Source organism: Roseateles microcysteis, assembly GCF_036880965.1.
GTDB lineage: Bacteria > Pseudomonadota > Gammaproteobacteria > Burkholderiales > Burkholderiaceae_C > JAUASW01.
In genome coordinates, this window is record NZ_JBAJMV010000009.1 from 35294 (window position 1) to 57440 (window position 22147).

Sequence of the window (22147 nt, forward strand, 5' to 3'; positions counted from 1 at the left end):
GGGGGCGCCTGACGCGCCGCGCCAGGCCTAGGGGCTCACGTAAATGCCGCCAGCATGCGCTCCAGTGCGATCATGAAGGGCTGATGCATCAGCGGCAGCGTCGCCACCATGCCGATCAGGCCGATGCTCACTGTCAGCGGGAAACCGACCGAGAACACATTGAGCTGCGGGGCCACGCGCGAGATCACGCCCAGCACCAGGTTCACGAACATCAGCATCGTCACCAGCGGCAGGGCGATCCACAGCCCCATGCGGAAGATTTCGGCGCCCCAGGCCTGCGGCTGCGCCACGCGCAGGAAATGGAAGGGTTCCTCGCCGACCGGGAAGGCATGAAAGCTCTGCACGAGCGCATTGATGAGCAGCAGGTGGCCGTTGATCGCGATGAAGAGGAAGGCGACCATCGAGCCGAAGAAGCGCGCGCTGGCCGTGCCCTGGCTGCCGGTTGCGGGGTCGAAGAAGCCGGCAAAGTTGAGGCCCATCTGCAGGCCGATCACTTCACCCGCGAACTCCAGCGCGGCAAACACCACGCGCACGGCAAAGCCCATCGAGAGCCCGATCAGCAACTGCTGCATCAGGAGCATCATCAGGAGCGGCGGCGAGTCCAGGCTCTGCACCGGCATGTCGGGCAAAGAGGGCTGTGCGGCCAGCGAGATGAAGACGGCCAGGCCGATGCGCACCCGCATCGGCACATTGCGCTGGCTGAAGATCGGCATGCCCGACATCAGTGCCAACGCGCGCACCGCCGGCCATAGCAGCGGGTTCAGCCAGGCCAGCAGCTGGGCCTCGGTGACGCTGAACATCAGCGTGCCCCTTCAGCCGACAACGGACGGAATCGTCTGCAGCGTGCGCTGGATGTACTCCACGAGCGTGGTCATCATCCACGGGCCCGCAATCGCCAGCACCAGCACCGCCGCCACGACCTTGGGCACGAAGGACAGCGTGGCTTCATTGATCTGCGTGGCCGCCTGGAACACGCTGACCAGCACGCCCACGGCGAGCACCGTCAGCAGAATAGGCGCGGCCACCAGCATCAGCATGTACAGGCCTTGCTGGCCGAAGGTGAAGACTTGTTGTGCATCCATGGCAGGCAGTCTTTTCAAGTCACAAAGGAGGCCGCGAGCGAGCCAAGAAGTAGATTCCAGCCATCGGCCAGCACGAACAGCATCAGCTTGAAGGGCAGGGCCACCAGCACCGGCGACAGCATCATCATGCCCAGGCTCATCAGCACCGAGCTGACGATCATGTCGATGACGAGGAACGGAATGAAGATCAGGAAGGCGATCTGGAAGGCGCTCTTGAGCTCGCTGGTCACGAAGGCCGGCACCAGCACCTTGAAGGGCACTGCTTCGGGCTTGACCGACGCATCGAGCTTGGCCAGGCGCGAGAACAGCGCCATGTCCGACTGCCGGGTCTGTTTGAGCATGAAGCTTCGCATCGGCACTTCGGCCTTCTGCAGCGCCACCTCGAAGCTGATCTGGCCGGCGTTGTAGGGCTGGTAGGCGTCGGCGTAGACCTTGTCCAGCGTCGGGCTCATCACGAAAAAGGTCAGGAACAAGGACAGGCCGATGATCACCTGGTTCGGTGGCGCGGCTTGCGTGCCCAGGGCCTGGCGCATCAGGGAGAGCACGATGACGATGCGGGTGAAGCCCGTCATCATCAGCAAGACGGCCGGCAGGAAACCCAGCGCGGTGAAGAACAGCAGGGTCTGGATGGGCACCGAATAGCTGTTGCCACCTGCGCCCTGGCCAATGATCAAGGGCAGGGTCCCCGGGGCCGTGGTCTGCTGGGCGAAGGCAGCAGCGCTGCCGGCCAGCAGCAGCAAGGCCAGCGAGAGCTTACGAAGCATCGCTGCCCCCGGAGTTGCCGCGCATGCGGGCCTTCAATTGCTCGGCGAAGGGCAGGGCATGTGCAGCGGGCGCGCTTTCCGGCTGGGGCGGCATCACATGCAAGGTGCTGATCTGCGCGCCGGTCACGCCCAGCACCAGCCAGCGGCGGTCATCGCCCTGGCCGACCTCGACGGTCACGATGCGCTGGTTCGGCGACAGCGGCAGCATTGCCACGGTGCGCATCTGGCCGGCGGCTGCGCCGCCGCCCAGCGGCGTGCGCTTGAGCAGCCACAGGGCGAGCGGAATCAGGCACAGGATGGCCAGGAACCAGAGAAAGGGGAGCAGGCTGGAGGTCATTGGCCCTGATTTTGGGCCGCCGTGCGCTCCGCCAATCCGCCGTTCAGGGGCGGATTCCCGGCGCTTCAGAAGGTTTTACTGGCCTTTGGAGAGGCGGCGCATCCGTTCGGACGGCGTCACGATGTCGGTCAGGCGGATACCGAACTTGTCGTTCACCACCACCACTTCGCCCTGGGCGATCAGGTAGCCATTGACCAGCACGTCCATGGGCTCGCCGGCCAGTGCGTCCAGCTCCACCACCGAACCTTGGGCGAGCTGCAGGATGTTCTTGATCGGGATGCGGGTGCGGCCGAGTTCAACCGTGAGCTGGACCGGGATGTCCAGGATCATGTTGATGTCGCTGCCCGGCATATTGCTCGGCGTGGGACTGAAATTGGCAAAGCTGGCCGCGGCCACCTGCTCTTGCGGCGGCGCGACCTCCTCGGCGACTTCGGTGCCGCCTTGCGGGTTGGCTTCAGCGAGCGCGGCAGCCCATTCGGCCGCCATCGCGTCCTGTTCTTCTTGCGACGGGGTATCAGGCATTGCGTGCTCCCAGCCAGCCCTGGTCAGGACCGGTCAGCATGTTTTCGACCTTCAGTGCGTATTTGCCGTTCGAGGTGCCGTAGTGGCAGTCGAACACCGGCACGCCATCGACCTTGGCCTTGATCAGTTGTTCCAGGTCCAGCTCAATGAAGTCGCCGGGCTTGAATGCGAGCATCTGCTCCACCGTGGATGGCGCCGTGCCCAGCTCCGCCACCAGCTCGACCTGGGCGGCCTGGATCTGGTGCTTGAGCAGGTTGACCCAGCGGCGGTCGGGCTCGGTCGAATCGCCCACCGTGGTGGAGTAGAGAACGTCGCGGATCGGCTCCAGCGTCGAGTAGGGCACGCAGAAATAGACGGTGCCGCTGGTCTCGCCGATTTCCAGCGTGAACGAGGTCGAGACGACGATTTCGCTCGGCGTGGCAATGGTGGCGAACTGCGGCTGCATCTCCGAGCGCTGGTACTCCAGCTCCAGCGGATAGATGCCGGTCCAGGCCTTCTTGTACTCGGCGCAGATCACTTCCACGAGGCGCAGGATCACGCGCTGCTCGGTGGCCGAGAAGTCGCGACCTTCGATGCGCGCGTGGAACTTGCCGATGCCTCCGAACAGCGAATCGATCACTGCGAACACGAGCGTCGGGTCGCAGACGATCAGCCCGGAGCCGCGCAGCGGCTTGACCGAGACGATGTTGAAGTTCGTCGGCACCACGATCTCGCGCAGGAAGGCGCTGTACTTCTGCACCTTGATGCCGCCGATGGCGACTTCCGGGCTCTTGCGGATGAAGTTGAACAGGCCGACGCGGATGTTGCGAGCGAAGCGCTCGTTGATGATTTCCATCGTGGGCATGCGCCCACGAACAATCCGCTCCTGGCTGGCCAGGTTGTAGTCGCGGATGCCCCCTTGCTGGACTTCTTCGGCTTCGAGCTTCTGGCTCTCACCGGTGATGCCCTGCAGCAGTGCATCAACTTCGTCTTGCGAGAGGATTTGCTGATTCATGGCGTCGCGCCTTCCAACTCACAGGACGAACCGCCGGGCCGCCCCAAGGTGAGGCCCGGCCCCTTCGGGGGGCAGATGACGAAGTCAGCGGGGGTTGTCATTACTGGACGATGAAGTTGGAGAACAGCACCTGATTGACCGGGCTGACCACGACGGGCTTTTTCTTCTTCTTTTTCTTCGGCGTTGTGTCGGCTTCTTCTTCCTCGTCTTCGTCAGGCAGTTCAACGCCCATCGGGCGCACCGACTCGCGCATGATTTCCTTGGCCAGCTTTTCCTTGCCCTCGCGGCTCAGGAGATCGGCCGAGGTCTTGTGCGAGAGCACCATCAGGATGTTGCTGCGGATCGCCGGCATATAGGCCTTGACCTGGTCGGCGATCTTGGCGTCACCCACTTCCAGGGTCACGCCGACTTGAGCGAAGCGGTCCACGTCCTTGTCGGCCAGGTTGACCGTGAACGGGTCCAGCGGCACGAAGACCGGCGGATGGCTGGGGTCGACCTTGTGGGCGGCGGCCGGCGCATGAGATTCGGCTGCTGCTTCCTCGCCGTCTTCGCCCTCGGCCGGCGGCTTCTTCTTCAGCACCAGGAAGGCACCGGCTGCAACGAGGACGAGCACCAACACGCCGACCACGATGATGATCAGCTTTTTCTTGCCACTCCCTGCGGGTGCGGCTGCGGTCTCGGCGGCGGCTGTTGCCATTGATGGGGCTCCTGGTTCGGGCTCACGGCATCACGCGAAGGCGTGAGGATGGGTGAGCCTGACCCGATTATTGAAAACTCCAGCTTAGTGGATGCAAAAAATAACAGGGCAAAGCACTCAGTTATGAGTCGCCCTGCATGAAAACCTTAGGCGTAGAGGTCCAGAACGCCTCGGCTTCGAAGGGGCGGGGTGCGGCTGCCCGCCTGGGCCGACAGCAGTTCGGCGTCGCTGGGCAGGCCGTTCAAGTTGCTTTGGCCGGCCAGGCTCGAACCGGATGTGCTCTGCTGGGCCTGTTCACGGGCTTGCTGCTGGCTTTGCTCGAACACGCCGCCGCCACTGAGCGTCAGGCCTTGATCGCGCAGGGCTGCCGCCAGCTCGGGCAGGCTTTGCTCCAGCACATGGCGGGTATCGGCCTGCACGGCATGGAAGGCAATCTGCGCCTGCTGCCCTTCAACCGTGATCTGTACCGACACCGGACCCATCTCGGCCGGGTTGAGCTGCAATTGCGCCTGCTGCACACCTTCCGCGGCCAGCAAGGCCAGGCGGGCCGACATGGCGGGCGCGAACTCCGGGCTGTGCAGCGGCTGAGCCAGCGCGACCGGTGCTGGCGAGCTGCTGCCGGCGGCTTGCGCCGAACGTGGGTTGGCCAGTGCTTGCAGATGAGCCGCAAAGCTGCCCGGGCTGCCGGCTGGCGCTTGGGCGCCTGGGGCCGTGAGCGCTTCCGCGGTGCGGGCCGGCCGGGATTCACCCGCAGCCAGCGCCTGACCCTGGAAGGTGTCTGTGAGTTGCAGCTGGCTGGTGCCTGCGGCGGCCGCATCCTTGGCTTGCGCCACGGCGGTGGCGGGCAGGCTGAGGTCTTGGGCCGTGACCGGCAAGGCCGATGCGCCCGCCGCCGATGACTGAGGCAGCGCCTCTGTGGCATCGGGATCGGCAGCGGTGCCATTGGCCACAGTCTTCAGCGGCGCTGCGGCCGGCGTGTTGAGCATTTGCAGAATGGCTTGCGCCACGCTGGCGCCGGCAGCCACTGCTTCATCAAGTGGCAGATCGTCGCCGGCGTCGATGGCCGGCTCGACAGCTGCCTCGTCGGCGGCGCAGGTCAGCTTCAGCGGCTCATCAGGCACTTGCCGAGCCTGGGCCGCCTCGCTGCCTGGCTTGAGCTGCGTCATGACCGCTGTCTTGGCGGCCTTGCGATTGCGCGGATCGACCTGTGTCTCGGCAGTGCCGTTGTCCTGGGCGATGGCGGTTTGATCCTGACCCTCAGCGCTGGCTTCAGCAGCGTCGCCGGCTTGGGTCTGCTCGGCTGCTTCGGCCTCGGCCTTGCGTGCTTTGCCTCCAGGCTGGGTTGGCGCTTTGGCTTGCGTTTGAGCCTGAGCCGGCGCGGGCGCCGGGCTGGCAGCCTTGGGGGCTTCCTGCTTGGGTGCGGCAATCTTCTCGCGCAGCAGCTCGGAGAAGGCGGCTCCGCCACCTTCAGTGCCATTGCCGGCGCGAGCGCTGCCGCCCAGGCCCAAGGTGGGCAAGAGCGCGGTGTTGGGGCGGTTGCCCGCCTGGGTGCTGGGTGTTGTACTGCTCATGGGGAGATCCTTGTTGGGGCGCGACTGCGGGGCATCAGGCCAATCGGGCGACTCGGGCGACTCGGGCCAATCACGCTGACAGGCGCATCGCGGGCCCATAGGCCGTCAGCGCGGCGCGGGCGGCCTGCTCGTCGGTGGCCTTCTGTTCCTGGCGTAGCAGGCCGCGCATCTGCTCCAGACGCCGGCGCTCGATCAGCTTGCGCACCGAGGCCACGCGCAGCTCGCGCTCGCGCACCAGGGCCTGGGCCGTGGCCAGATGCGTTTCCGCATGGCTGGCGACATTGCCCTGGCTGGTGATGGCCTGGTCCAGGCGGTTGCCGAAGGTCTGGTAGCAGCCCAGGATGTCGACCGTGGTTCGTTGTGCGAATTGCTGGGTCCACCGCTGCTGGTATTCCTGCCGGTAGTCGGTCAGCTGGTTGGCCTGCATGCGGGCGGCGTCCGCGCGCGCGCGCGCCTGCTGCAAGGCCTGCAGGGCTTCATCGCGCTCAACTTCGGCACGCTCGAGCAGTATCAACAGGGCCGACAGGTTCTGGCTGGCGCTCATGACGGAGATCTCCTTCTTGGCTTATCGGCCAGTTCTGACTCAAGCTTGAAGAATCACTTGGCCCAGCTGTGAAATGCTGCCGGCCAAGGGGGCCGCGCTGTGCATGTCCTGCTGTAGCAAGCGATTCATTTCGGGATGCAGGCGCACGGCCGTGTCCAGGTCCGGGTCGTTGCCTGCCTGGTAGGCGCCCAGCTGGATCAGGTCGCGAGCCTTGTTGAACTTGGCCAGCAACTGGCGGAAACGGCGCGCCGCTTCCACATGCGGCTGCTTGGCCACATTGGTCATCACCCGTGAAATCGAACGTTCGATGTCAATCGCCGGGTAATGGCCGGCTTCGGCCAGCTCACGGGACAGCACGATATGGCCGTCCAGGATGCCTCGGGCGGCGTCCGCAATCGGGTCCTGCTGATCGTCGCCCTCGGACAGCACGGTGTAGAAGGCCGTGATCGAGCCCTCGCCATACAGGCCATTGCCGCTGCGCTCAACGAGTTGAGGCAGCTTGGCGAAACAGGAGGGAGGATAGCCCTTGGTGGCCGGCGGCTCGCCGATGGCCAGGGCGATCTCGCGCTGTGCCATCGCATAGCGGGTCAGCGAATCCATCAGGAGCAGCACATGCTGTCCACGGTCGCGGAAATGCTCGGCAATCGCGGTGGCGTAGGTCGCGCCCTGCATGCGCACCAGCGGCGGCGCATCAGCCGGCGCGGCCACGACGACCGAGCGTTGCAGGCCTTCCTCGCCGAGGATGTCTTCGATGAATTCCTTCACTTCGCGACCGCGTTCGCCGATCAGGCCGACCACGATCACGTCCGCCTGCGTGTAGCGGGCCATCATGCCCAGCAGCACCGACTTGCCGACGCCTGTGCCGGCAAACAGGCCCAGGCGCTGGCCGCGGCCGACGGTGAGCATGGCATTGATGGCGCGCACGCCAGTGTCCAGCGGCGTACGGATCGGTTCGCGGTCCATGGCGTTGATCGGGCGGCGGATCATCGGCTCGTCCTGCACCAGCTCCAGCGGGCCCTTGCGGTCCAGCGGATGGCCATGCGAATCGACGACGCGGCCCAGGAGGCCATCGCCCATGGGCAGATGCAGGCCGCGGTCTTCGCCCCGGCGCCAGAGATGCTGAGGATGGCCAAGCTGTGGCGCCTGTGCCGGGCCGATGCGCGGCAGCACCAGAGCGCCGCTGGACAGGCCTTGCACTTCGTCCGTCGGCATCAGATAGGCCCGATCGCCCGAGAAGCCCACCACCTCGGCCTTGACCGGCGCACTGCCGCGGCGCGGGTTGGCGCTCGTGCTGGGCATGTGGATTTCGCAGACCGAGCCGACGGGCACGCGCACGCCGGTCGCTTCCAGCACCATGCCGGCCACGCGCACCAGCTTGCCTTGCGGCTCCAGCGGCACCGGGTTGGCGGCGAAGGCCTGGAGGTCTTCCAGATACCTTGTCCAGCGCTCAGCCCGCGCGCTCATTCCTCGCCCCCTGCGTCGCCGGCCGTGCCGCCGCGCCGGTCTTCCCAAAGCGAGCTCTGGCCCATCGCAGCCACGGCTTGCTGCCAGCGCGTTGCCATCGTTGCATCGACGCTGGAGATGTCGGAGTCGACCTTGCAGCCGCCGCGGGCGACTTCCGGGTCGGGAATGACTTGCGCCTCGCGGGCCCGCATCTCTTCACCGGCACCGTCCTGCACCAGGGGCAGGTCGGCCGGGTTCACGCGCACACGAACATGGCGGGCGGACAGCAGGAGCGCCTCGACCGCGTCGTGCGCGACGCGGGCGATCAATTCGGGGTTCTGCTTGAGTTCGCTGCGCACCACCTGGCGGGCCAGCTCGACGGCGCAACGCGCCAGTGTCTCGCTCATCTGGCCTTCCAGCTCCAGCAGCTCGGCATCGAAGCCGCTGACCAGCTTGCCGATCTGGGCGCTCATCTGCGTGGCGAAGCTGTGCTTGAAGGCATCCAGCGCGGCCATGCCATCGCGATAGCCATCCTGATAGCCGGCCTGGCGAGCGGCATGCAGCTGCTCATGCAGATCGGGCTCGGGCGGCGCCGGCGGGACCGCGGCCGGCGCCGGTGCTGCCGCAGGGGCGCTGACGCCGGGGCCACCGCGCGGATTGGCGGGCTTGCCGCTGAGCGCGTCCGGGCTCCAGGCCGCGAAGCCGCTGAGCTCTTCGCGCGGAATGAAGCGGGCATAGGTCTCGCGCCTCTCCTCGCCCGTCCGGCGTTCCGGCGGTGGCACTTGGCGTGGAGCTCTGGTGACCATCTGCATTCAGCCTCAGACGAACTGGTCGTCGCCACCGCCCACCAGGACGATCTGGCCTTCGTCCACCAGGCGGCGAACGATCTTGAGCATTTCCTTCTGCTCGGACTCGACCTCGGAGAGCCGCACGGGGCCGCGCGTGTCCAGGTCTTCGCGCAGCGTTTCGGCCGCACGCGTGGACATATTGCGGAACACCTTCTCGCGCAGCTCGGCGTTGGCACCCTTGAGGGCGACCACGAGCGATTCGCTCTGCACTTCCTTGAGCACGGCCTGGATGCCCTTGTCGTCGATCTTCTCGAGATCGTCGAAAGTGAACATGTTGTCCATGATCTTCTGGGCCAGATCGGAGTCGGCCTCGCGGATGTAGTCGAGCACGGACGCTTCGACGCTGCTGCCCATCATGTTGATGATCTCGGCCGCGGTCTTCACGCCGCCCAGCGAGCTCTTCTTCATGCGCTCGCCGCCGGCCAGCAGCTGGCTCATGACTTCGTTCAGGTCTTTCAGGGCCGTGGGCTGGATGCCGTCCAGCGTGGCGATGCGGATCAGCACCTCGTTGCGCTGGCGTTCGGTGAACACCTTCAAGACCGAGCTGGTCTGGTCATGGTCGAGGTGCGAGAGCACCGCCGCGATGATCTGTGGATGCTCGTTGCGCAGGAGCTCGGCCACCGAGCCCGAGTCCATCCACTTCAGGCTTTCGATCGAGGACACATCGCTGCCCTGCAGGATGCGGTCGATCAAGAGGTTCGCCTTGTCGTCGCCCAAGGCCTTGCGCAGGACGGTACGCACATATTCGTCGGTGTCTGCGACCAGCATGCTCTGCGTTTCCGCCACGGCATCGAAGCGGTTCAGGACCTGTTCGACCTTCTCGCGCGGGATCACCTTGAGCTTGGCGATGGTCTCGCCCAGCCTTTGCACTTCCTTGGGCTGCAGATGCTTGAAGACCTCGGAGGCTTCTTCCTCTCCGAGTGACATCAGAAAGATGGCTGCGTCTTCTATGCCTTGTTCGTCCATGGTCGCTGCTTTCTTCGGGCTCAGGCGGTGCCGGCAATCCAGTCGCGCATGATGTTCGCGACGGCCACCGGGTTCTCCCGCGCCAGTTGCCGGGCGCGTTCGAGCTTCTCATTGTGCAGGGGGGCTTCCAGCTGCGGCAGCTGCACCATGCCATCGGGCAGGGCGTTCTCGTCGTCGACCACGGCGTTCAGCTGATTGCCGGCAGTATCCGCGCCGGGCACCACTTCCGGCGCGGGCGGATTCACGGCGCGGATGGCCGGGCGCACCATGCCGAACACGGCGATCAGGGCCACGATCACGAGCGCTGCGGGCACAACGGCGGCGCGCAGCAGGTCCAGCAGCCAGGGCTGTTTCCAGACCGGCACTTCGACAACGTCGATCTTTTCCTGGATGAAGGGTGCGCTGACCACTTTCACCGAGTCTCCACGGTCGGCATTGAAACCGAGCGCCTCCTTGACGAGTTCGTTCAGCTTGTCCAGCTCGGCCTGGGGCAGGGCGGCGCTGGTGGACTTGCCCTTGGGGTCGACCGTCGTGCGATGGTTGAGGACTACGGCGGCATTCAGGCGGCGCAGATTGCCGGTGGCGTTGCGGGTCACGCGCACCGTCTTGTCGAGCTCGTACTGGGTCGAGGCATCGCGGCGTGAGCTGTTGTTGCCAGCACCGCCTTGCGTGGCCTGCAGCGGCGCGGAGGCGCCATTGATCGGCGCCGTGGCCGGCACGGGCGGCTGATTGGTCGCGGCGCCGGGCACACCGGTGGGCTGTTGCGGCGTGGCGTTGTTCGATTCGCTGCTCTGCTGCACCCGCACCGCGGCGCTGGCGTTCTGGCCCTGGTTGGGCTTGTATTCCTCGGCGGTCGACTCGGTCTGCGAGAAGTCCACATCGGCGGTGACCGTCGCGCGCAGGTTGTCTCGGCCGACCACAGGCTCCAGCAGCTCGTAGATGCGCTTGTTCAGGTTGGCCTCGACCTGCTGCTTGTATTGCAGTTGCTGGCTGTCGAGGCCGCTGCCGGTCTCCGGCGGCGTGGAGATCAGTGCGCCGGTGTGGTCCAGCACGCTGACGGCCTTGGGGTTGAGCTCAGGCACCGAAGCCGAGACCAGATGCACGATGCCGGCCACCTGGGCGCGGTCCAGCGTGCGGCCTCCGCGCAAGGTCAGCATCACCGAGGCGCTGGGCTTTTGCTGCTCGCGGAAGAAGCCGTTCTGCTGCGGCATGGCTAGGTGCACGCGGGCGTCGGCCACATCGGCCAGGGCGGTGATGGTGCGGGTCAGCTCGCCCTCGAGAGCTCGCTGGAAGTTCAGCCGCTCGTTGAACTGGGTCTGGCCGATGGAGGTCTTGTCCATCAGTTCGAAGCCGACCGTGCTGCCCTTGGGCAAGCCGGCCGAAGCCAGCTTCATCCGCACGTCATAGACCTGGGCTGCCGGCACGAGGATGGTGCCGCCAGGCTCGTTGCGATAGGGCACGTTCATCGCGGCCAACTGGGCGATGACGGCGCCGCCGTCCTTGTCGGACAGGCCGGAGAAGACCGGTCGGAAATCGCCCTGGCTGGACCACAGCGTCATGGCCAGAACGGCAGCGGCCAGCGCGGCCAGACCGGCCACGAAGCTCAGCTTGGAGCGCAGCGGCATGGCAGACACGCGCGCTGCAAACCCGGGCTGGGCCGGTTCGGCTTCGATCACGTTGCCAGCGGCGTTGAGGTTGGGGCTGAGGGCGTTATCCATGAGAGGCTGCAGTTTTCGCGGGCCTTGGACAGCATGCTCCCGCTGGTGCCGATTATTTAGAAATGTCCCCTCAAGAAAGCCGGGAACAGGCCGATGAAGCGAGCGCAGTTCCCACCTTAGACGGGCGCAGTCCTGCCTACCATTGCCTCACCTTGCCACCCTTGGCAGGAGCAGGCCATGGACCTCAAGCTCAAACCTTTCGATTTCGCCCAAGCTGCCGCACGCGCCGGACTGACCCCCACCGGTCAGCCCCTGGCGACGGCCAAGCCTGTGGGCGGCACCAGCTTTGCCGATGCCATGAGCCAGGCGATGAAGGGCGTCAGTGCAGCCCAGAACGAGGCTGGCCGGCTGCAGCGCGAGGTGCAGCTCGACAACCCCACCGTCAGTCTTGAAGAGACGATGGTGGCGATGCAAAAGGCCCAGATTGGCTTCCAGGCGACCCTGCAGGTCCGGAACAGGCTGGTTTCCGCCTATTCCGAGATCATGAACATGCAGGTGTAGAGCGGTCTCAACAAGGTGCCGACTTGGGCGCATCCTTGCCGCACAGCGAGGCGCGGCCCAGCGCATTGAGCTGCACCCGTACCTGGCCGCCATGCTTGGTCGAGAACTCGGTCGGGCCATGCTCGACGGCGCGGCCCAGGCCCGCCTCGAACTGCGCATCGCTGGAATACACCATCCAGACGCCCGGCCAGTCCTGACTGCGCTGCGAGACCACGTTGCAGCGTTCCTTCAGGCAGTTGCAGGGCGTTGTGCTGTTGGCGCCCCAGCACCATGCCTGGCCTTCGTGCTTGAAGTTGAAGAACACCGGGCCGACCTTGCTGCTCTGGCTGTGCGCCAGCTGGAAGTCCCGCTGCAGGGACTCGGCCGCCAGCCGCATGCGCTGACGCTCCTGCATGCGCTGGTAGTTGGGCACCGCCACGGCGAGCAATATCGCCGCCACAGCCAGCACGATGGCGACCTCCATCAGTGTGAACCCGGCGTGGCGTGGGCGGCTCATCAGATCTTGCGCTGCAAGAGGCGGCGCCGCTTCTGGGTCTGGTCGATGAAGCGCTGCAGATCGCGCAGCGAGAGCGGTGGCAGCTGCACGAAGGCGCAGCCCAACTGCACAAACTCGGCCGGGTTCTGCAGCGAGCTGACGTGCTGCAACCGCAGACTGGTTTCCAGCCGGGTATCCCGGTCCAGCTCCAGGCGTGCCAGCTCGATCAGTGCACCCGGTTCCAGCGGCGGCAGCTCCGGCGGCAGAAGCAGGGCGAGGCCGCCAATGCTCACGTCCAGCACTCGGAGGCGCAAAAGGCCGATGGCAGGGTCGGGGTGCTCGAACTTGGCGAAGGGATAGGCGCTACCCGTCGGTTGCACCCGGTAGGCCTGGCGGCGCTGGAAACGAAACAGCGGGCTGGGCAGATTGGCTTGCAGCATGGCGCCGGCGCTGCCTTGCACCAGCACCAGGCCGTCGACATCGAACTGCAGCCTGATGTTGTCCAGAAAGGCTTGGGCCTGGACCTCGTCGCTGGCCAGCAGCGTGCGCAGGTGCTCTGGGCTGGCACTGCTGTCCAGGTCGATCACGCCCCGGCGCGCATCCACCTCGACGAGCATGGCCTTGCAGGTTTCGCCCGTCGGCGTGCTGAGGGTCAGCGGCGTGCGTTGGGCCTGCAGCTCGCGCAGCAGGGTCTGGATCTCGAGGGTCGCATCGAGACGAAAAGAGCCGACGTCGACTGTGTCGACGCCGGCCTCAGACGACGGGTTGGCATCAGGCATGCCTGGAGGATGCGCTTTCCCGGTTCAGTGAACCGTCTTGTTCTTGCCGGCCAGTACTTGGTCGAGGTCTTCCAGCCAGGGTTCGGCCAGGTGTCGGATCTCGGCGTCGTTCAGGAGGATACGCTGCATGATGCGCGTTTTCAGCTTCGACTCTTCCGGCTGCAGGGCCGCCTGCGAGGCCGCGTGCTTGAGCTGTGAAATCAGCAGCACGCAAGCGCCTTCGAGCTTGACGACTTCGTCCCAGTTGCCGGTGCGGGCGGCCGAGAGCATGTCGGCACTGGCCTGCTCGATGGCTTCGTAATAGCTGAGAAGGTGGGTGTTCATGGAACGTCCGCTGGATTCTGGGTGAATGAAGGGCGCTGTCTGACTACCTGGCATCAGGCTGCCGCACGTGCATGTGCGGCGCTTGGAGCAATGCTAGCCCAGGCTTCGCGGATCGGTTGCAGCAGACGCTGGCATTCCTCAACGGCGCTGGCATCGCTGTGCAAATTTGCATGAGTGAGGCGTCCACAGGTGTAGACATAGAGGTCACGCAGGTCGGTGGCCAACGGGCCGGCTTCCAGCTTGAGCCCGGCCTTCAGGCCTTCGTCAAGGATGCGCACGGCCCGGCTCAGCGAACGGTTCTTCAGCTCCGTGTTGCCTGCATGGATGGCACCCAGGCCCTGGTTCATTGCGTCGAACAGGCCGTCGAAAAGCATTGCCACCAGGCGGTGCGGGCTGGCGCTGAGCACGTCGGTCTCGACGCCGACCTTGTTGTAGAGGTGGCTGGCCCGATGGGCGCGCGAGGCAAAGGGAGAGGCATTGCCGTACATTTTTCTTAGCTTTCCGAGTGGCCGGGTTGAGAGCGTCTTGAGAGGATTTTCGGCTCACGAGCGGCAAACTTGAGGGAGGCCATTGCCGGGATTGCCCCGCATTTCCGGCGCAAAAAAACCCGGCAGGGCCGGGTTGGTGACGGAGTTGGCACGGCGCGGCCTCGAAGCTTCAGGCGGACTCAGCTGCTCTTGTTGAGCAGTGCCATCTGCTGCGTCACATAGTTGGACAGGCTGGTCAGCTTGCTCATCTGCGTGTCCAGCGCTGTATAACGTGCGCGCAGCCGCGCTTCGGTCAGGCTGACCCGGTCTTCCATCTTGTCGGCCTGCTTGCCGTTGTTGTTGATGCGGGTTTGCAAGCCGGCCTGGCGGCTGGTCAGGCTGCCGTCGGTGCTCAGCAGCTTGTCGGTCAGCGTGCGGAAGCGCACGGCCAGGCCGCTGTTGCTGGCATCGGTCGTATCCACGCCGGCAAAAAAGCCCTTGACCTGGTCCAGATTGGCCAACGCCTTCGTCAGCTTGGTGTCGTTGACCTTGATCAGGCCGTCCGACCCCGGGTCCAGACCCAGGTCGGAAAAGCGGCCCAGGCCGCTGCCGCCAAGCGTGGTGCCGCTGCCGGCGAGGCCGCGCAACTGGTTCTGCAAGCTGGTTGCGGTCGAGTCGCCCTGCAGCGTTCCGGCAGTCTTGTTGCTGGCGTCGTACTTGGTCTGGTCGCGCAGCATCGTGACCGCGGCGTTGTAGTTGGTGACGAATTCGTTGATCGCCTTCTTGATGCCGTCCTTGTCCTGGTCGACGCTCAGCGTCACATCGGCCGTGGTGGGCTTGAGCAGCGTGATGTTGAGGCCGTCGATGGCGTCCTTCATCGTGTTGCTTTCGGACTCGACCGCCACGCCGTTGAGCACCGCCATCGCGTTGGCCGCGGCCAGGTTCAGCGCCATCGAGCTGACACCAACGCTGGGGTCGTAGGCCAGTGCCGACAGCCCGGAATCGTCGCCATTGATGCCATCGGCATCGCCCACGCTGATGCGGAAGGCATTGGTCTGGCCGGTTTCGCTGGAGCGCATCACCAGGCGCGAGCCCGAAGCGTCTGTCACCACCGAGGCAACCACGCCGGCCTTGGCCGCATTGATCTTGTCGCGGATCTGGGTCAGTTGGTCTTCGCCCGGGGCGATCTCGATCGTGACCGCAGTGCTGCCCGCCTTGGTGGTGAACTCAGTCTGGTCGCTGTTCCAGCTGCCCAGCTCGATGGTGATGTTGCCGTTGCCAATGGTGGCGGGCGCTGATGGCAGCACCTTGCTGGACAAGGTCTGCGAGGCCGCCAGCTTGGAAACGGAGACGGCGAACTTGCCGGAGGTGGTGCTGGAGCCGGCCGTGACGGCCACGCTGGTCGAGTCAGTGGAAGAGGCCAGGCTGGCCTGCCAGGTTTCTGGACGAGACAGTTTGAGTGCCGAGTCGCGCAGCGTCGAGAAGGCGCTTTGCAGCTTGCCATACACCGACAGCTGGGTCTTTAAGGTGTCTGTGCGGGTCGCCAGCTGGGTAATGGGCGCGCGCTCGGCTGCCACCAGCTTGGTGATCAGGGATTCGATGTCCAGGCCGCTGCCTATGCCTGCTGATGTGATGGTTGCCATGAGAGTTCTCCAGCGTCTCGAGGGCATGGCAGGTGCCAGGACCCCGGGCGGTTGCCGGTGTTGAGGCTTTTATCGACCAGTCCTGAAAAAACTTTAGGCCGGTTTTTGGCCGGCCCGTCAGTTTGCCGCAAAGGGCGCGATTGCTGCGGGCGATCAGCCGTTGCGCAGCAGCGAAAGCACTTGCTGAGGCAACTGGTTGGCCTGGGCCACCATGGCATTGCCAGCCTGCTGCAGGATCTGCGAGCGGGAGAGGGCCGAGGTTTCAGCCGCGTAGTCGGCGTCCATGATGCGGCTGCGTGCCGCGCTCTGGTTCTCGACCGAGATCATCAGGTTCGAGATCACGGCCTCGAAGCGGTTCTGCGTCGCACCCAGTGCCGCTCGCTGCTCGCTGGCCGTGTTGATCGCCAGGTCGATCGCGTCGATCACGGCGCCCAGCGTCGTCGGGTCGGAGGTGTCGTCGATGGTCGAGATCGTCGGGTCGGTGATCGCGATGATGGTCGGATCGACCGTCAGGTCGACCGTCGTCACGTCGATGGTGTCGTTGACCGAGGTGTTCGGGCCGACCTGGAAGGTCTGCGGTGTTGCCGCGTCCGCACCCAGAATGGTCTTGCCGTTGAAGGTGGTGCCGGCGATCACGCGCTGGATTTCCTTGGCCAGTTCCTGGTATTCCTTGCCCAGGCTCTTGCGGTCCGCGCTTGTGTTGGTGGCATTGCGTGCCTGCACCGCCAGTTCGCGCATCCGCTGCAAGGTATCGCTGACCTTGGCCAGCGCGCCTTCAGCCGTCTGCGCCAGCGAGATGCCGTCGTTGGCATTGCGGATCGCCACGTTCATGCCGCGCACCTGGGCGTTCATCCGCTCGGCAATCGCCAAGCCGGCCGCGTCATCCTTGGCCGAATTGACGCGCATGCCGGATGACAGGCGCTGCATCGCCACGGCCAGGGAGCCCTGAGAGTTGTTCAGGTTCCGCTGCGCGTTGATCGAGGCAATGTTCGTGTTAATGGTCTGGGGCATTTCAGCACTCCTGCAAATTCAGGCCGGGAGGCAGGATTCCACCTACCCGATGACTGAATTCTGCGAGTGCTCAAATTTTTCAAAAGCCCGATCAAGCGCCTAAATCACGGCCAAAAAGGAAGCGTCAGGCCCCGACCTTGAGGTCGGTGCCCAACACTTCCTGCGCTTTTGCTAACTGGATCGCGTGCGACGCGCGCGACCCCTGCCGCGCCTTACTGCAGCAGACGCAGCACTTGCTGCGGTTGCTGGTTGGCCTGCGAAATCATGGCCGTACCGGCTTGCTGCAGGATCTGCGCGCGGCTCAGGTTGGCGGTTTCCGAGGCGAAGTCCGCATCCATGATGCGGCTGCGGGCGGCGGTCTGGTTTTCCACCGAGATCTGCAGGTTGGAGATCACCGCGTCAAAGCGGTTCTGCGAGGCACCCAGCACGGCGCGCTCGGAGTTGGTGGTGTCCAGTGCCAGGTCGATGTTCTGGATGATGGTGTCCAGGTCGGTGCCCACCGTGGTGTCGTCGAACGTTGCGCCGGTGACCGCCGTGATCGTGGCGTCAGCCGTCATATCCCGGGTGACCACGTCGACGCGGTCGTTGGCTGTCGTGTTGGCGCCAATCTGGAAGGTCTGCGTGCCGGAGTCGGCGGCCAGGATCGCCTTGCCGTTGAAGGTCGTGCCGCCGGTGACGCGGACGATTTCCTTGGAGAGTTCGGCGAATTCCTTGCCCAGTGAGCCGATGTCGGTGGTGGTGTTGGTCGCGTTGCGGCCCTGCACGGCCAGTTCACGCATGCGCTGCAGTGCGTCGCCCACTTTGGAGAGCGCGCCTTCAGCCGTCTGGGCCAGCGAAATGCCGTCGTTGGCATTGCGGATCGCGACGGTCATGCCGCGAACCTGGGTGTTCATTCGCTCTGCAATCGCGAGGCCGGCGGCGTCGTCCTTGGCGGAGTTGACGCGCATGCCGGAAGACAGGCGCTGCATCGATGTGGCCATCGAGAGCTGAGAAGAAGCCTGATTGCGCTGAGCGTTCAGCGAAGCCAGGTTGGTATTGATGATCGCAGGCATTTTCAATCCTTTCGGTGTCTAAGGTTTCGGGTACTTGTCCGGTACTCGGGTAGCCTTCTTGCGGTTCGATAACTCGGCCGTCTCCACAGGGAAGAAGCCTTGCCGGTACGACCATGGCTTGCGCCTGGCCTCCTACCGTCCGCGTCCTGCCTAACTTCAATAAGGAATGCCTTGAGGGCAAGCCAATATGTCCATCGGCCGGCTGACCGGACAACGCAGTCCTCAAACATTTCGGACCCGTTGGATGTGTTATCGACGACACCTCGATCTACTTAAATCCTTTCTTGCATGGCGACGCCGGCCCGGCAATTTTTTGCCGGGCGGCGTTCTCAGGGTGCTTGGGCTGGCGGAGTGACTACTTCCGTAGTGACATCGGCCGTGGTCAGGGCCAGCGAGGCTGGCCCAGGGTCATCGAAGAAGCGACAGGACGTTCTGAGGCATCTGATTCGCCTGGGCGATCATTGCCGTACCGGCCTGCTGCAGAATCTGCGCGCGGCTCAGGTTGGCAGTTTCGGCAGCGAAGTCGGCGTCCATGATGCGGCTGCGGGCAGCCGTCTGGTTCTCCACCGAGATCTGCAGGTTCGAGATCACGGCATCGAAGCGGTTCTGCGAGGCGCCGAGCACGGCGCGTTCGGAGTTGACCGTGTCCAGCGCGGTGTCGATGTCGTCGATGATGGTATCCAGGTCGGCCTGGACGATGGTGTCGTCGAACGTGGCGCCGGTGACTGCCGTGATGGTGCCATCGGTGTTCATGTTCTTGGTGGCGACGTCCACGCGGTCATTGGCCGTGGTGTTGGCGCCGATCTGGAAGGTCTGCGTGCCGGAGTCGCCGGCCAGGATGGCGCGGCCGTTGAAGGTCGTGCCGCCGGTGACGCGCAGGATTTCGTTGGACAGTTCCTTGAATTCCTTGCCCAGCGAACCGAGGTCGGCCGTGGTGTTGGTGGCGTTGCGGCCTTGCACAGCCAGCTCACGCATGCGCTGCAGGTTGTCGCCGACCTTGGCCAGCGCGCCTTCAGCGGTTTGCGCCAGCGAAATGCCGTCGTTGGCATTGCGCATCGCCACGTTCATGCCGCGCACCTGGGTGCTCATGCGTTCGGCGATGGCCAGGCCGGCGGCGTCGTCCTTGGAGGAATTGACGCGCAGACCCGAGGACAGGCGCTGCATGGCGACGGAGACCGCCGCCTGCGAGTTGTTGATGTTTCGCTGTGAATTCAGCGAATTGATGTTGGTATTGATGACGGCGGGCATGATTTGCTCCTGTTTCAGCTACATAGACGAATGGCTAGGACCAGTGGCCTGTACCCCCACGGAACAAGGCCGACGTGAACCGAGCGCCCTTGCGGGCTCCCGTGACATGGCTACCCCTGGCCTTCCGGCCAACGATGTCCATACCGCCCAGCAGACAAGTTCACCAATCCAGCATCCTTGCGGATACCCGACCAACAGAGCCTTCTCTACCGGACCACGTGTCTGTTTCCAGACCCGTTGGAATGGGTATCGGACAAGCCAGCGCTGAACTTGAGCGCTGTTTGTCAATAGGCCGATCAATCGATAAGCGCCGTGCATTCCTGCCAGTTCTTCGCTTCACCGTGGGATGCACCTGTAGCGGGGTGCTGAAGCGAGATTGCCGTCATCAGATCCGGCAGGGTGGGGCGCTTGAGGGGTGGGGAGCTCTTGCCTGCTGCGTCTTTGTCAGTCCTGTTGCGAGTTCGTCTATTGAGTAGCTGAAACAGGCTCGCGGTCCAGGGAACTCCGGACCGCGCCGCCATGAATGGTTTTCGGCAGGGGCGCGCAGGGACAGGCTTTGATAAGCAGGGGGCGAATGGGTGCTTTTCTCACGAATGAACGGCAGGGGGCTGCCTAAAGTTCTCCCCATCGTGGCCGATACGCGCGCACCGCGCATGCATTGGAATCTTGTTCGGCGAGAGGCCCCGATCAACTTTTGGAGACTTCCATGCAAGCATGTGAGAACGCAGCCGGCCGTCAAGGTCGCGATGAAATCAGTGAGGAAGCAGCGATGTTGCTGGCGGCCGCCCGCAACGCCGCCTTCGCTGAAGCGAGTCAGGGCCGCCTGGGACACGGGCTGGACCTGCTTCAGGCTGCACTGCAGCATGAGCCGCAAAGCCATGACCTGCTCAGCGACATGGCAGCCCTGCTGCTCAGCGCCGGTGAACTGACGCATGCCGCTTCGCATGCCCGCAGCGCGCTGGCCATTGCGCCCGACCATGGCCCGAGCCTGTATTCGCTGGCTTTCGCCCTGTCGGGCCTCGGCCAACTGGGTGAAGCGCGCGACGTGATGCGCCGCCTGACCCAGGGTGAGGCGCTGCAAAGCCTGGTGGCCGAGGCGCCCGAGCTGCTGGTGCTGGTCCAGACCGAGCTGGAGCGCCTGGAGGCTGCCACGCCCGCACCGCTGCCGGCCGCAGTGAAAGCCATGCTGAACCAGCTTGCCGCTGGCAACAGCCACCGTCCGGCCCCCTGAGCGCTCACGAAGCCGGGCCCGCGGTGACCCCGCTTCATTTGTGCATCCTGCAATCGGCAGGTGACATCCACGCGCTGGGCTTTCTGGACCAGGCGCGCTACCTGCGCTACCAGTTCCGGCGCCTGGGCGCTGAGGTCAGCCTGGCCAAGAACCGGCTGCGCCAGGATGCGATCAATATCGTCTTCGGCGCCCACCTGGGCTTCGACGCCGAGTTGTGCCGGCGCTACCGGTGTGCCTTCCTGAACCTGGAGCAACTGGGCGAGGGTGGGGCGGCCGTGAGCGCCGACTACATCGAGCTGCTGCGCCAGTCCTGCGTACTGGACTACGACGCCGACAACCGTGCCGCTTATGGTCAAGACCAGGCGCCCTTGTTGCCGCTGCTGTACTCGCCATACCTGGCCGTTGCAGAAGCCGTGCCACTGGAGCAGCGCCCGATCGACTTGCTGTTCTTCGGCGTGCTGAACGAACGTCGCTCACGCATGCTGGCGCAGATCGAGGCGGCCGGCGTCAACGTGGCGCAGTTTGATGCGCCGCTGTATGGCCCGGAGCGTGATGACTACATCCGCCTGTCCAAAGCCGTCTTCAATGCCCACTTCTATGCCAGCAGCCGCTTCGAGCAGACGCGGGTTGCGCATTGCCTGTCGCTCGGCACGCCGGTGATTGCCGAGCGTGGCCCCGAGACTCGGCCGCATGCCGCGTTCGAAGATGCTGTGCATTGGGTCAATGAAGAGACCCTGGCCGAATTCTTCACCCAGGATTTCGGCAGCGCTGAGTTTTTCAAGCGCAGCCGCGACCACTTGCAGCGCTTCAAGTCCGCGGATCCCCAGGCCAGCTATGCCCAGGCCCTGCAGCATCTGCAGAAGGCGCTGCCCGGGCGAAACGTCGAGGTCTGGCAGCCCACTTGGCTCAATCTCGGCTCCGGCAAGGATTACAAGACCGGCTGGCTGAACCTGGATATTCTGGAATCGGCCCAGCCCGACCTGGTGCTGGACCTGGCGCGGCCGCTGGAGCTGCCTCTGCGGGCGCGGAGTCCGCTGGCCGGCGAGCTGCAGCTCGCTGCCGGCCAGATCGAACTGATCTATGCCAACAATGTGCTGGAGCATGTGCCCGACCTGCCGGCCCTGATGGGCAATCTGCTCAAGCTCTTGTGCCTCGGTGGCGAGATCGAGATCGAAGTTCCTTATGAGCGTGCCAGCAGCGCCTGGCAGGACCCGACGCATGTGAGGGCCATGAACGAGAACAGCTGGCGCTATTACTGCGACTGGTTCTGGTACCTCGGCTGGTTCGAGCACCGCTTTGACTTGATCGAGTTCACCTGGCTGGACGACAACATCCAGGCCTGCGAGCAGCCAAGCGCCGCCTTCATGCGCGTGGTGCTGCGCAAGGTCGAGACCACGCCGCATGAGCGAAACAAGGTCCGCATGCTGCGCGCCGACTTCGGCGGCCTTCCCGACGACCCGGTCGATTCGTGACATCCTCGACACGCTTGTAGGAACTTGCCTGACAAGCGGCGCGGCCGGGCGGAGACAGCTCAGGCAGATTTGGGCTGATTTGAGGGCCCAGTTCGGCTCACCACAATGGGAACCAGACACCCCCACGGAGCCGCCCCATGAATGCCGACCAAATCCTTGCCGAGATCCGCGAAGCGAATCTGAATTACCTGATGCTGGCTCAGAACCTGATCCGTGCCGACCGCGAACAGGCGCTGTACCGACTGGGCGTGTCTGAAGAGACGGCCACGCTGATCGCGACGCTGTCGCCGGCACAGGTCATGAAGATTGCCAGCGGCAACACCTTGCTGTGCCGTTTCCGCATGGATGACGACCTGGTGTGGGGCTTGTTGACCAGCCACGGCAAGACGGCAGCGAACGACCAGGTCTCGCGCCTTCACGCATCCATCCTGATGGCCGGCCGCCATTCCGAAGCCGCC

Annotated in this window: 25 protein-coding genes; 4 read left to right on the forward strand and 21 right to left on the reverse strand. The window is 64.8% G+C overall.

Features of this window, described 5'->3' with window-relative positions:
* Nucleotides 1–35: 35 nt before the first annotated feature.
* The 13 genes from fliR to fliF all read right to left on the reverse strand — a co-directional run bounded on the left by fliR (nt 36) and on the right by fliF (nt 11486).
* The gene (gene fliR / locus V3596_RS21350) at nt 36–800 is read right to left on the reverse strand and encodes a flagellar biosynthetic protein FliR (RefSeq protein ID WP_334279862.1); all 765 of its coding nucleotides are present in this window, start codon (nt 798–800) and stop codon (nt 36–38) included.
* 12 nt (nt 801–812) lie between these two features.
* Complete coding sequence (gene fliQ / locus V3596_RS21355) at nt 813–1082, reverse strand: flagellar biosynthesis protein FliQ (RefSeq protein ID WP_334279863.1); 270 nt, start codon at nt 1080–1082, stop codon at nt 813–815.
* A 14-nt stretch (nt 1083–1096) separates the two neighbouring features.
* Nucleotides 1097–1846 (reverse strand): flagellar type III secretion system pore protein FliP, encoded by a 750-nt coding sequence (fliP, locus tag V3596_RS21360; protein ID WP_334279864.1) that lies wholly within the window; start codon nt 1844–1846, stop codon nt 1097–1099.
* Nucleotides 1836–2183, reverse strand: a complete 348-nt coding sequence (locus V3596_RS21365; RefSeq protein ID WP_334279865.1) for a FliO/MopB family protein — start codon at nt 2181–2183, stop codon at nt 1836–1838. The genes fliP and V3596_RS21365 overlap by 11 nt, the downstream gene beginning before the upstream one ends.
* A 75-nt stretch (nt 2184–2258) precedes the next feature.
* On the reverse strand, nt 2259–2705 hold the full coding sequence (fliN, locus tag V3596_RS21370) for a flagellar motor switch protein FliN (RefSeq protein ID WP_334279866.1): 447 nt from the start codon (nt 2703–2705) through the stop codon (nt 2259–2261).
* Nucleotides 2698–3699 carry a flagellar motor switch protein FliM gene (gene fliM, locus V3596_RS21375; protein ID WP_334279867.1) on the reverse strand — a complete coding sequence of 334 codons (1002 nt, stop codon included), beginning with the start codon at nt 3697–3699 and terminating at the stop codon, nt 2698–2700. The genes fliN and fliM overlap by 8 nt, the downstream gene beginning before the upstream one ends.
* 100 nt (nt 3700–3799) lie before the next feature.
* A complete protein-coding gene (locus V3596_RS21380) occupies nt 3800–4396 on the reverse strand; it encodes a flagellar basal body-associated FliL family protein (RefSeq protein WP_334279868.1) in 597 nt (198 codons plus the stop codon).
* A 146-nt stretch (nt 4397–4542) separates the two neighbouring features.
* Entirely contained in the window at nt 4543–5967 is a 1425-nt protein-coding gene (locus V3596_RS21385; RefSeq protein WP_334279869.1) for a flagellar hook-length control protein FliK, read from the reverse strand.
* A 70-nt stretch (nt 5968–6037) separates the two neighbouring features.
* Nucleotides 6038–6511 carry a flagellar export protein FliJ gene (gene fliJ / locus V3596_RS21390; RefSeq protein ID WP_334279870.1) on the reverse strand — a complete coding sequence of 158 codons (474 nt, stop codon included), beginning with the start codon at nt 6509–6511 and terminating at the stop codon, nt 6038–6040.
* 39 nt (nt 6512–6550) lie between these two features.
* Nucleotides 6551–7975: a flagellar protein export ATPase FliI gene (gene fliI, locus V3596_RS21395; RefSeq protein WP_334279871.1), complete on the reverse strand. Its 1425-nt coding sequence runs from the start codon at nt 7973–7975 to the stop codon at nt 6551–6553.
* A complete protein-coding gene (locus V3596_RS21400; protein ID WP_334279872.1) occupies nt 7972–8760 on the reverse strand; it encodes a FliH/SctL family protein in 789 nt (262 codons plus the stop codon). The genes fliI and V3596_RS21400 overlap by 4 nt, the downstream gene beginning before the upstream one ends.
* Before the next feature lie 12 nt (nt 8761–8772).
* Nucleotides 8773–9768, reverse strand: coding sequence for a flagellar motor switch protein FliG (fliG, locus tag V3596_RS21405; protein ID WP_334279873.1), 996 nt, complete (start codon nt 9766–9768; stop codon nt 8773–8775).
* A 20-nt stretch (nt 9769–9788) separates the two neighbouring features.
* Entirely contained in the window at nt 9789–11486 is a 1698-nt protein-coding gene (fliF, locus tag V3596_RS21410) for a flagellar basal-body MS-ring/collar protein FliF (RefSeq protein ID WP_334279874.1), read from the reverse strand.
* 177 nt (nt 11487–11663) lie between these two features.
* Between fliF and fliE the strand changes: the two genes are divergently transcribed.
* Nucleotides 11664–11987, forward strand: coding sequence for a flagellar hook-basal body complex protein FliE (gene fliE / locus V3596_RS21415; RefSeq protein ID WP_334279875.1), 324 nt, complete (start codon nt 11664–11666; stop codon nt 11985–11987).
* A 7-nt stretch (nt 11988–11994) separates the two neighbouring features.
* Here fliE and V3596_RS21420 read toward each other — a convergent pair whose 3' ends face one another.
* From V3596_RS21420 to V3596_RS21455, 8 genes are all read right to left on the reverse strand, one after another.
* Nucleotides 11995–12483: a pilus assembly FimT family protein gene (locus tag V3596_RS21420; protein ID WP_334279876.1), complete on the reverse strand. Its 489-nt coding sequence runs from the start codon at nt 12481–12483 to the stop codon at nt 11995–11997.
* Complete coding sequence (locus V3596_RS21425; RefSeq protein ID WP_334279877.1) at nt 12483–13241, reverse strand: flagellar brake protein; 759 nt, start codon at nt 13239–13241, stop codon at nt 12483–12485. The genes V3596_RS21420 and V3596_RS21425 overlap by 1 nt, the downstream gene beginning before the upstream one ends.
* A gap of 24 nt (nt 13242–13265) precedes the next feature.
* Nucleotides 13266–13565: a flagellar protein FliT gene (locus tag V3596_RS21430; RefSeq protein ID WP_334279878.1), complete on the reverse strand. Its 300-nt coding sequence runs from the start codon at nt 13563–13565 to the stop codon at nt 13266–13268.
* A gap of 53 nt (nt 13566–13618) precedes the next feature.
* On the reverse strand, nt 13619–14053 hold the full coding sequence (gene fliS / locus V3596_RS21435) for a flagellar export chaperone FliS (RefSeq protein ID WP_334279879.1): 435 nt from the start codon (nt 14051–14053) through the stop codon (nt 13619–13621).
* Between the two features lie 179 nt (nt 14054–14232).
* Nucleotides 14233–15675 carry a flagellar filament capping protein FliD gene (fliD, locus tag V3596_RS21440; protein WP_334279880.1) on the reverse strand — a complete coding sequence of 481 codons (1443 nt, stop codon included), beginning with the start codon at nt 15673–15675 and terminating at the stop codon, nt 14233–14235.
* A 153-nt stretch (nt 15676–15828) separates the two neighbouring features.
* Nucleotides 15829–16686, reverse strand: a complete 858-nt coding sequence (locus V3596_RS21445) for a flagellin N-terminal helical domain-containing protein (protein ID WP_334279881.1) — start codon at nt 16684–16686, stop codon at nt 15829–15831.
* Nucleotides 16687–16898: 212 nt separating this feature from the next.
* On the reverse strand, nt 16899–17738 hold the full coding sequence (locus tag V3596_RS21450; RefSeq protein WP_334279882.1) for a flagellin N-terminal helical domain-containing protein: 840 nt from the start codon (nt 17736–17738) through the stop codon (nt 16899–16901).
* Between the two features lie 408 nt (nt 17739–18146).
* Nucleotides 18147–18986, reverse strand: a complete 840-nt coding sequence (locus tag V3596_RS21455; protein ID WP_334279883.1) for a flagellin N-terminal helical domain-containing protein — start codon at nt 18984–18986, stop codon at nt 18147–18149.
* 706 nt (nt 18987–19692) lie between these two features.
* Between V3596_RS21455 and V3596_RS21460 the strand changes: the two genes are divergently transcribed.
* The 3 genes from V3596_RS21460 to flhD form a co-directional block, all read left to right on the forward strand.
* Nucleotides 19693–20217 carry a tetratricopeptide repeat protein gene (locus tag V3596_RS21460; protein ID WP_334279884.1) on the forward strand — a complete coding sequence of 175 codons (525 nt, stop codon included), beginning with the start codon at nt 19693–19695 and terminating at the stop codon, nt 20215–20217.
* Between the two features lie 23 nt (nt 20218–20240).
* Nucleotides 20241–21689: a class I SAM-dependent methyltransferase gene (locus V3596_RS21465; RefSeq protein ID WP_334279885.1), complete on the forward strand. Its 1449-nt coding sequence runs from the start codon at nt 20241–20243 to the stop codon at nt 21687–21689.
* Between the two features lie 137 nt (nt 21690–21826).
* Nucleotides 21827–22147, forward strand: a 321-nt coding sequence (gene flhD / locus V3596_RS21470) for a flagellar transcriptional regulator FlhD (RefSeq protein WP_334279886.1), incomplete at its 3' end; no start/stop codon positions are given.

Excerpts from the sequence above, each read along its gene's own strand:
- V3596_RS21450 (WP_334279882.1), bottom strand. The coding sequence starts at position 17,738 with ATGCCTGCGATCATCAATACCAACCTGGCTTCGCTGAACGCTCAGCGC.
- fliF (WP_334279874.1), bottom strand. The coding sequence starts at position 11,486 with ATGGATAACGCCCTCAGCCCCAACCTCAACGCCGCTGGCAACGTGATC.
- V3596_RS21460 (WP_334279884.1), top strand. The coding sequence starts at position 19,693 with ATGCAAGCATGTGAGAACGCAGCCGGCCGTCAAGGTCGCGATGAAATC.
- fliQ (WP_334279863.1), bottom strand. The coding sequence starts at position 1,082 with ATGGATGCACAACAAGTCTTCACCTTCGGCCAGCAAGGCCTGTACATG.
- V3596_RS21430 (WP_334279878.1), bottom strand. The coding sequence starts at position 13,565 with ATGAACACCCACCTTCTCAGCTATTACGAAGCCATCGAGCAGGCCAGT.
- fliN (WP_334279866.1), bottom strand. The coding sequence starts at position 2,705 with ATGCCTGATACCCCGTCGCAAGAAGAACAGGACGCGATGGCGGCCGAA.
- fliG (WP_334279873.1), bottom strand. The coding sequence starts at position 9,768 with ATGGACGAACAAGGCATAGAAGACGCAGCCATCTTTCTGATGTCACTC.
- V3596_RS21445 (WP_334279881.1), bottom strand. The coding sequence starts at position 16,686 with ATGCCCCAGACCATTAACACGAACATTGCCTCGATCAACGCGCAGCGG.
- fliS (WP_334279879.1), bottom strand. The coding sequence starts at position 14,053 with ATGTACGGCAATGCCTCTCCCTTTGCCTCGCGCGCCCATCGGGCCAGC.
- V3596_RS21365 (WP_334279865.1), bottom strand. The coding sequence starts at position 2,183 with ATGACCTCCAGCCTGCTCCCCTTTCTCTGGTTCCTGGCCATCCTGTGC.
- V3596_RS21385 (WP_334279869.1), bottom strand. The coding sequence starts at position 5,967 with ATGAGCAGTACAACACCCAGCACCCAGGCGGGCAACCGCCCCAACACC.
- fliD (WP_334279880.1), bottom strand. The coding sequence starts at position 15,675 with ATGGCAACCATCACATCAGCAGGCATAGGCAGCGGCCTGGACATCGAA.
- fliE (WP_334279875.1), top strand. The coding sequence starts at position 11,664 with ATGGACCTCAAGCTCAAACCTTTCGATTTCGCCCAAGCTGCCGCACGC.
- fliM (WP_334279867.1), bottom strand. The coding sequence starts at position 3,699 with ATGAATCAGCAAATCCTCTCGCAAGACGAAGTTGATGCACTGCTGCAG.
- fliI (WP_334279871.1), bottom strand. The coding sequence starts at position 7,975 with ATGAGCGCGCGGGCTGAGCGCTGGACAAGGTATCTGGAAGACCTCCAG.
- V3596_RS21455 (WP_334279883.1), bottom strand. The coding sequence starts at position 18,986 with ATGCCCGCCGTCATCAATACCAACATCAATTCGCTGAATTCACAGCGA.
- V3596_RS21420 (WP_334279876.1), bottom strand. The coding sequence starts at position 12,483 with ATGAGCCGCCCACGCCACGCCGGGTTCACACTGATGGAGGTCGCCATC.
- fliR (WP_334279862.1), bottom strand. The coding sequence starts at position 800 with ATGTTCAGCGTCACCGAGGCCCAGCTGCTGGCCTGGCTGAACCCGCTG.
- V3596_RS21380 (WP_334279868.1), bottom strand. The coding sequence starts at position 4,396 with ATGGCAACAGCCGCCGCCGAGACCGCAGCCGCACCCGCAGGGAGTGGC.
- V3596_RS21425 (WP_334279877.1), bottom strand. The coding sequence starts at position 13,241 with ATGCCTGATGCCAACCCGTCGTCTGAGGCCGGCGTCGACACAGTCGAC.
- fliP (WP_334279864.1), bottom strand. The coding sequence starts at position 1,846 with ATGCTTCGTAAGCTCTCGCTGGCCTTGCTGCTGCTGGCCGGCAGCGCT.
- V3596_RS21400 (WP_334279872.1), bottom strand. The coding sequence starts at position 8,760 with ATGGTCACCAGAGCTCCACGCCAAGTGCCACCGCCGGAACGCCGGACG.
- fliJ (WP_334279870.1), bottom strand. The coding sequence starts at position 6,511 with ATGAGCGCCAGCCAGAACCTGTCGGCCCTGTTGATACTGCTCGAGCGT.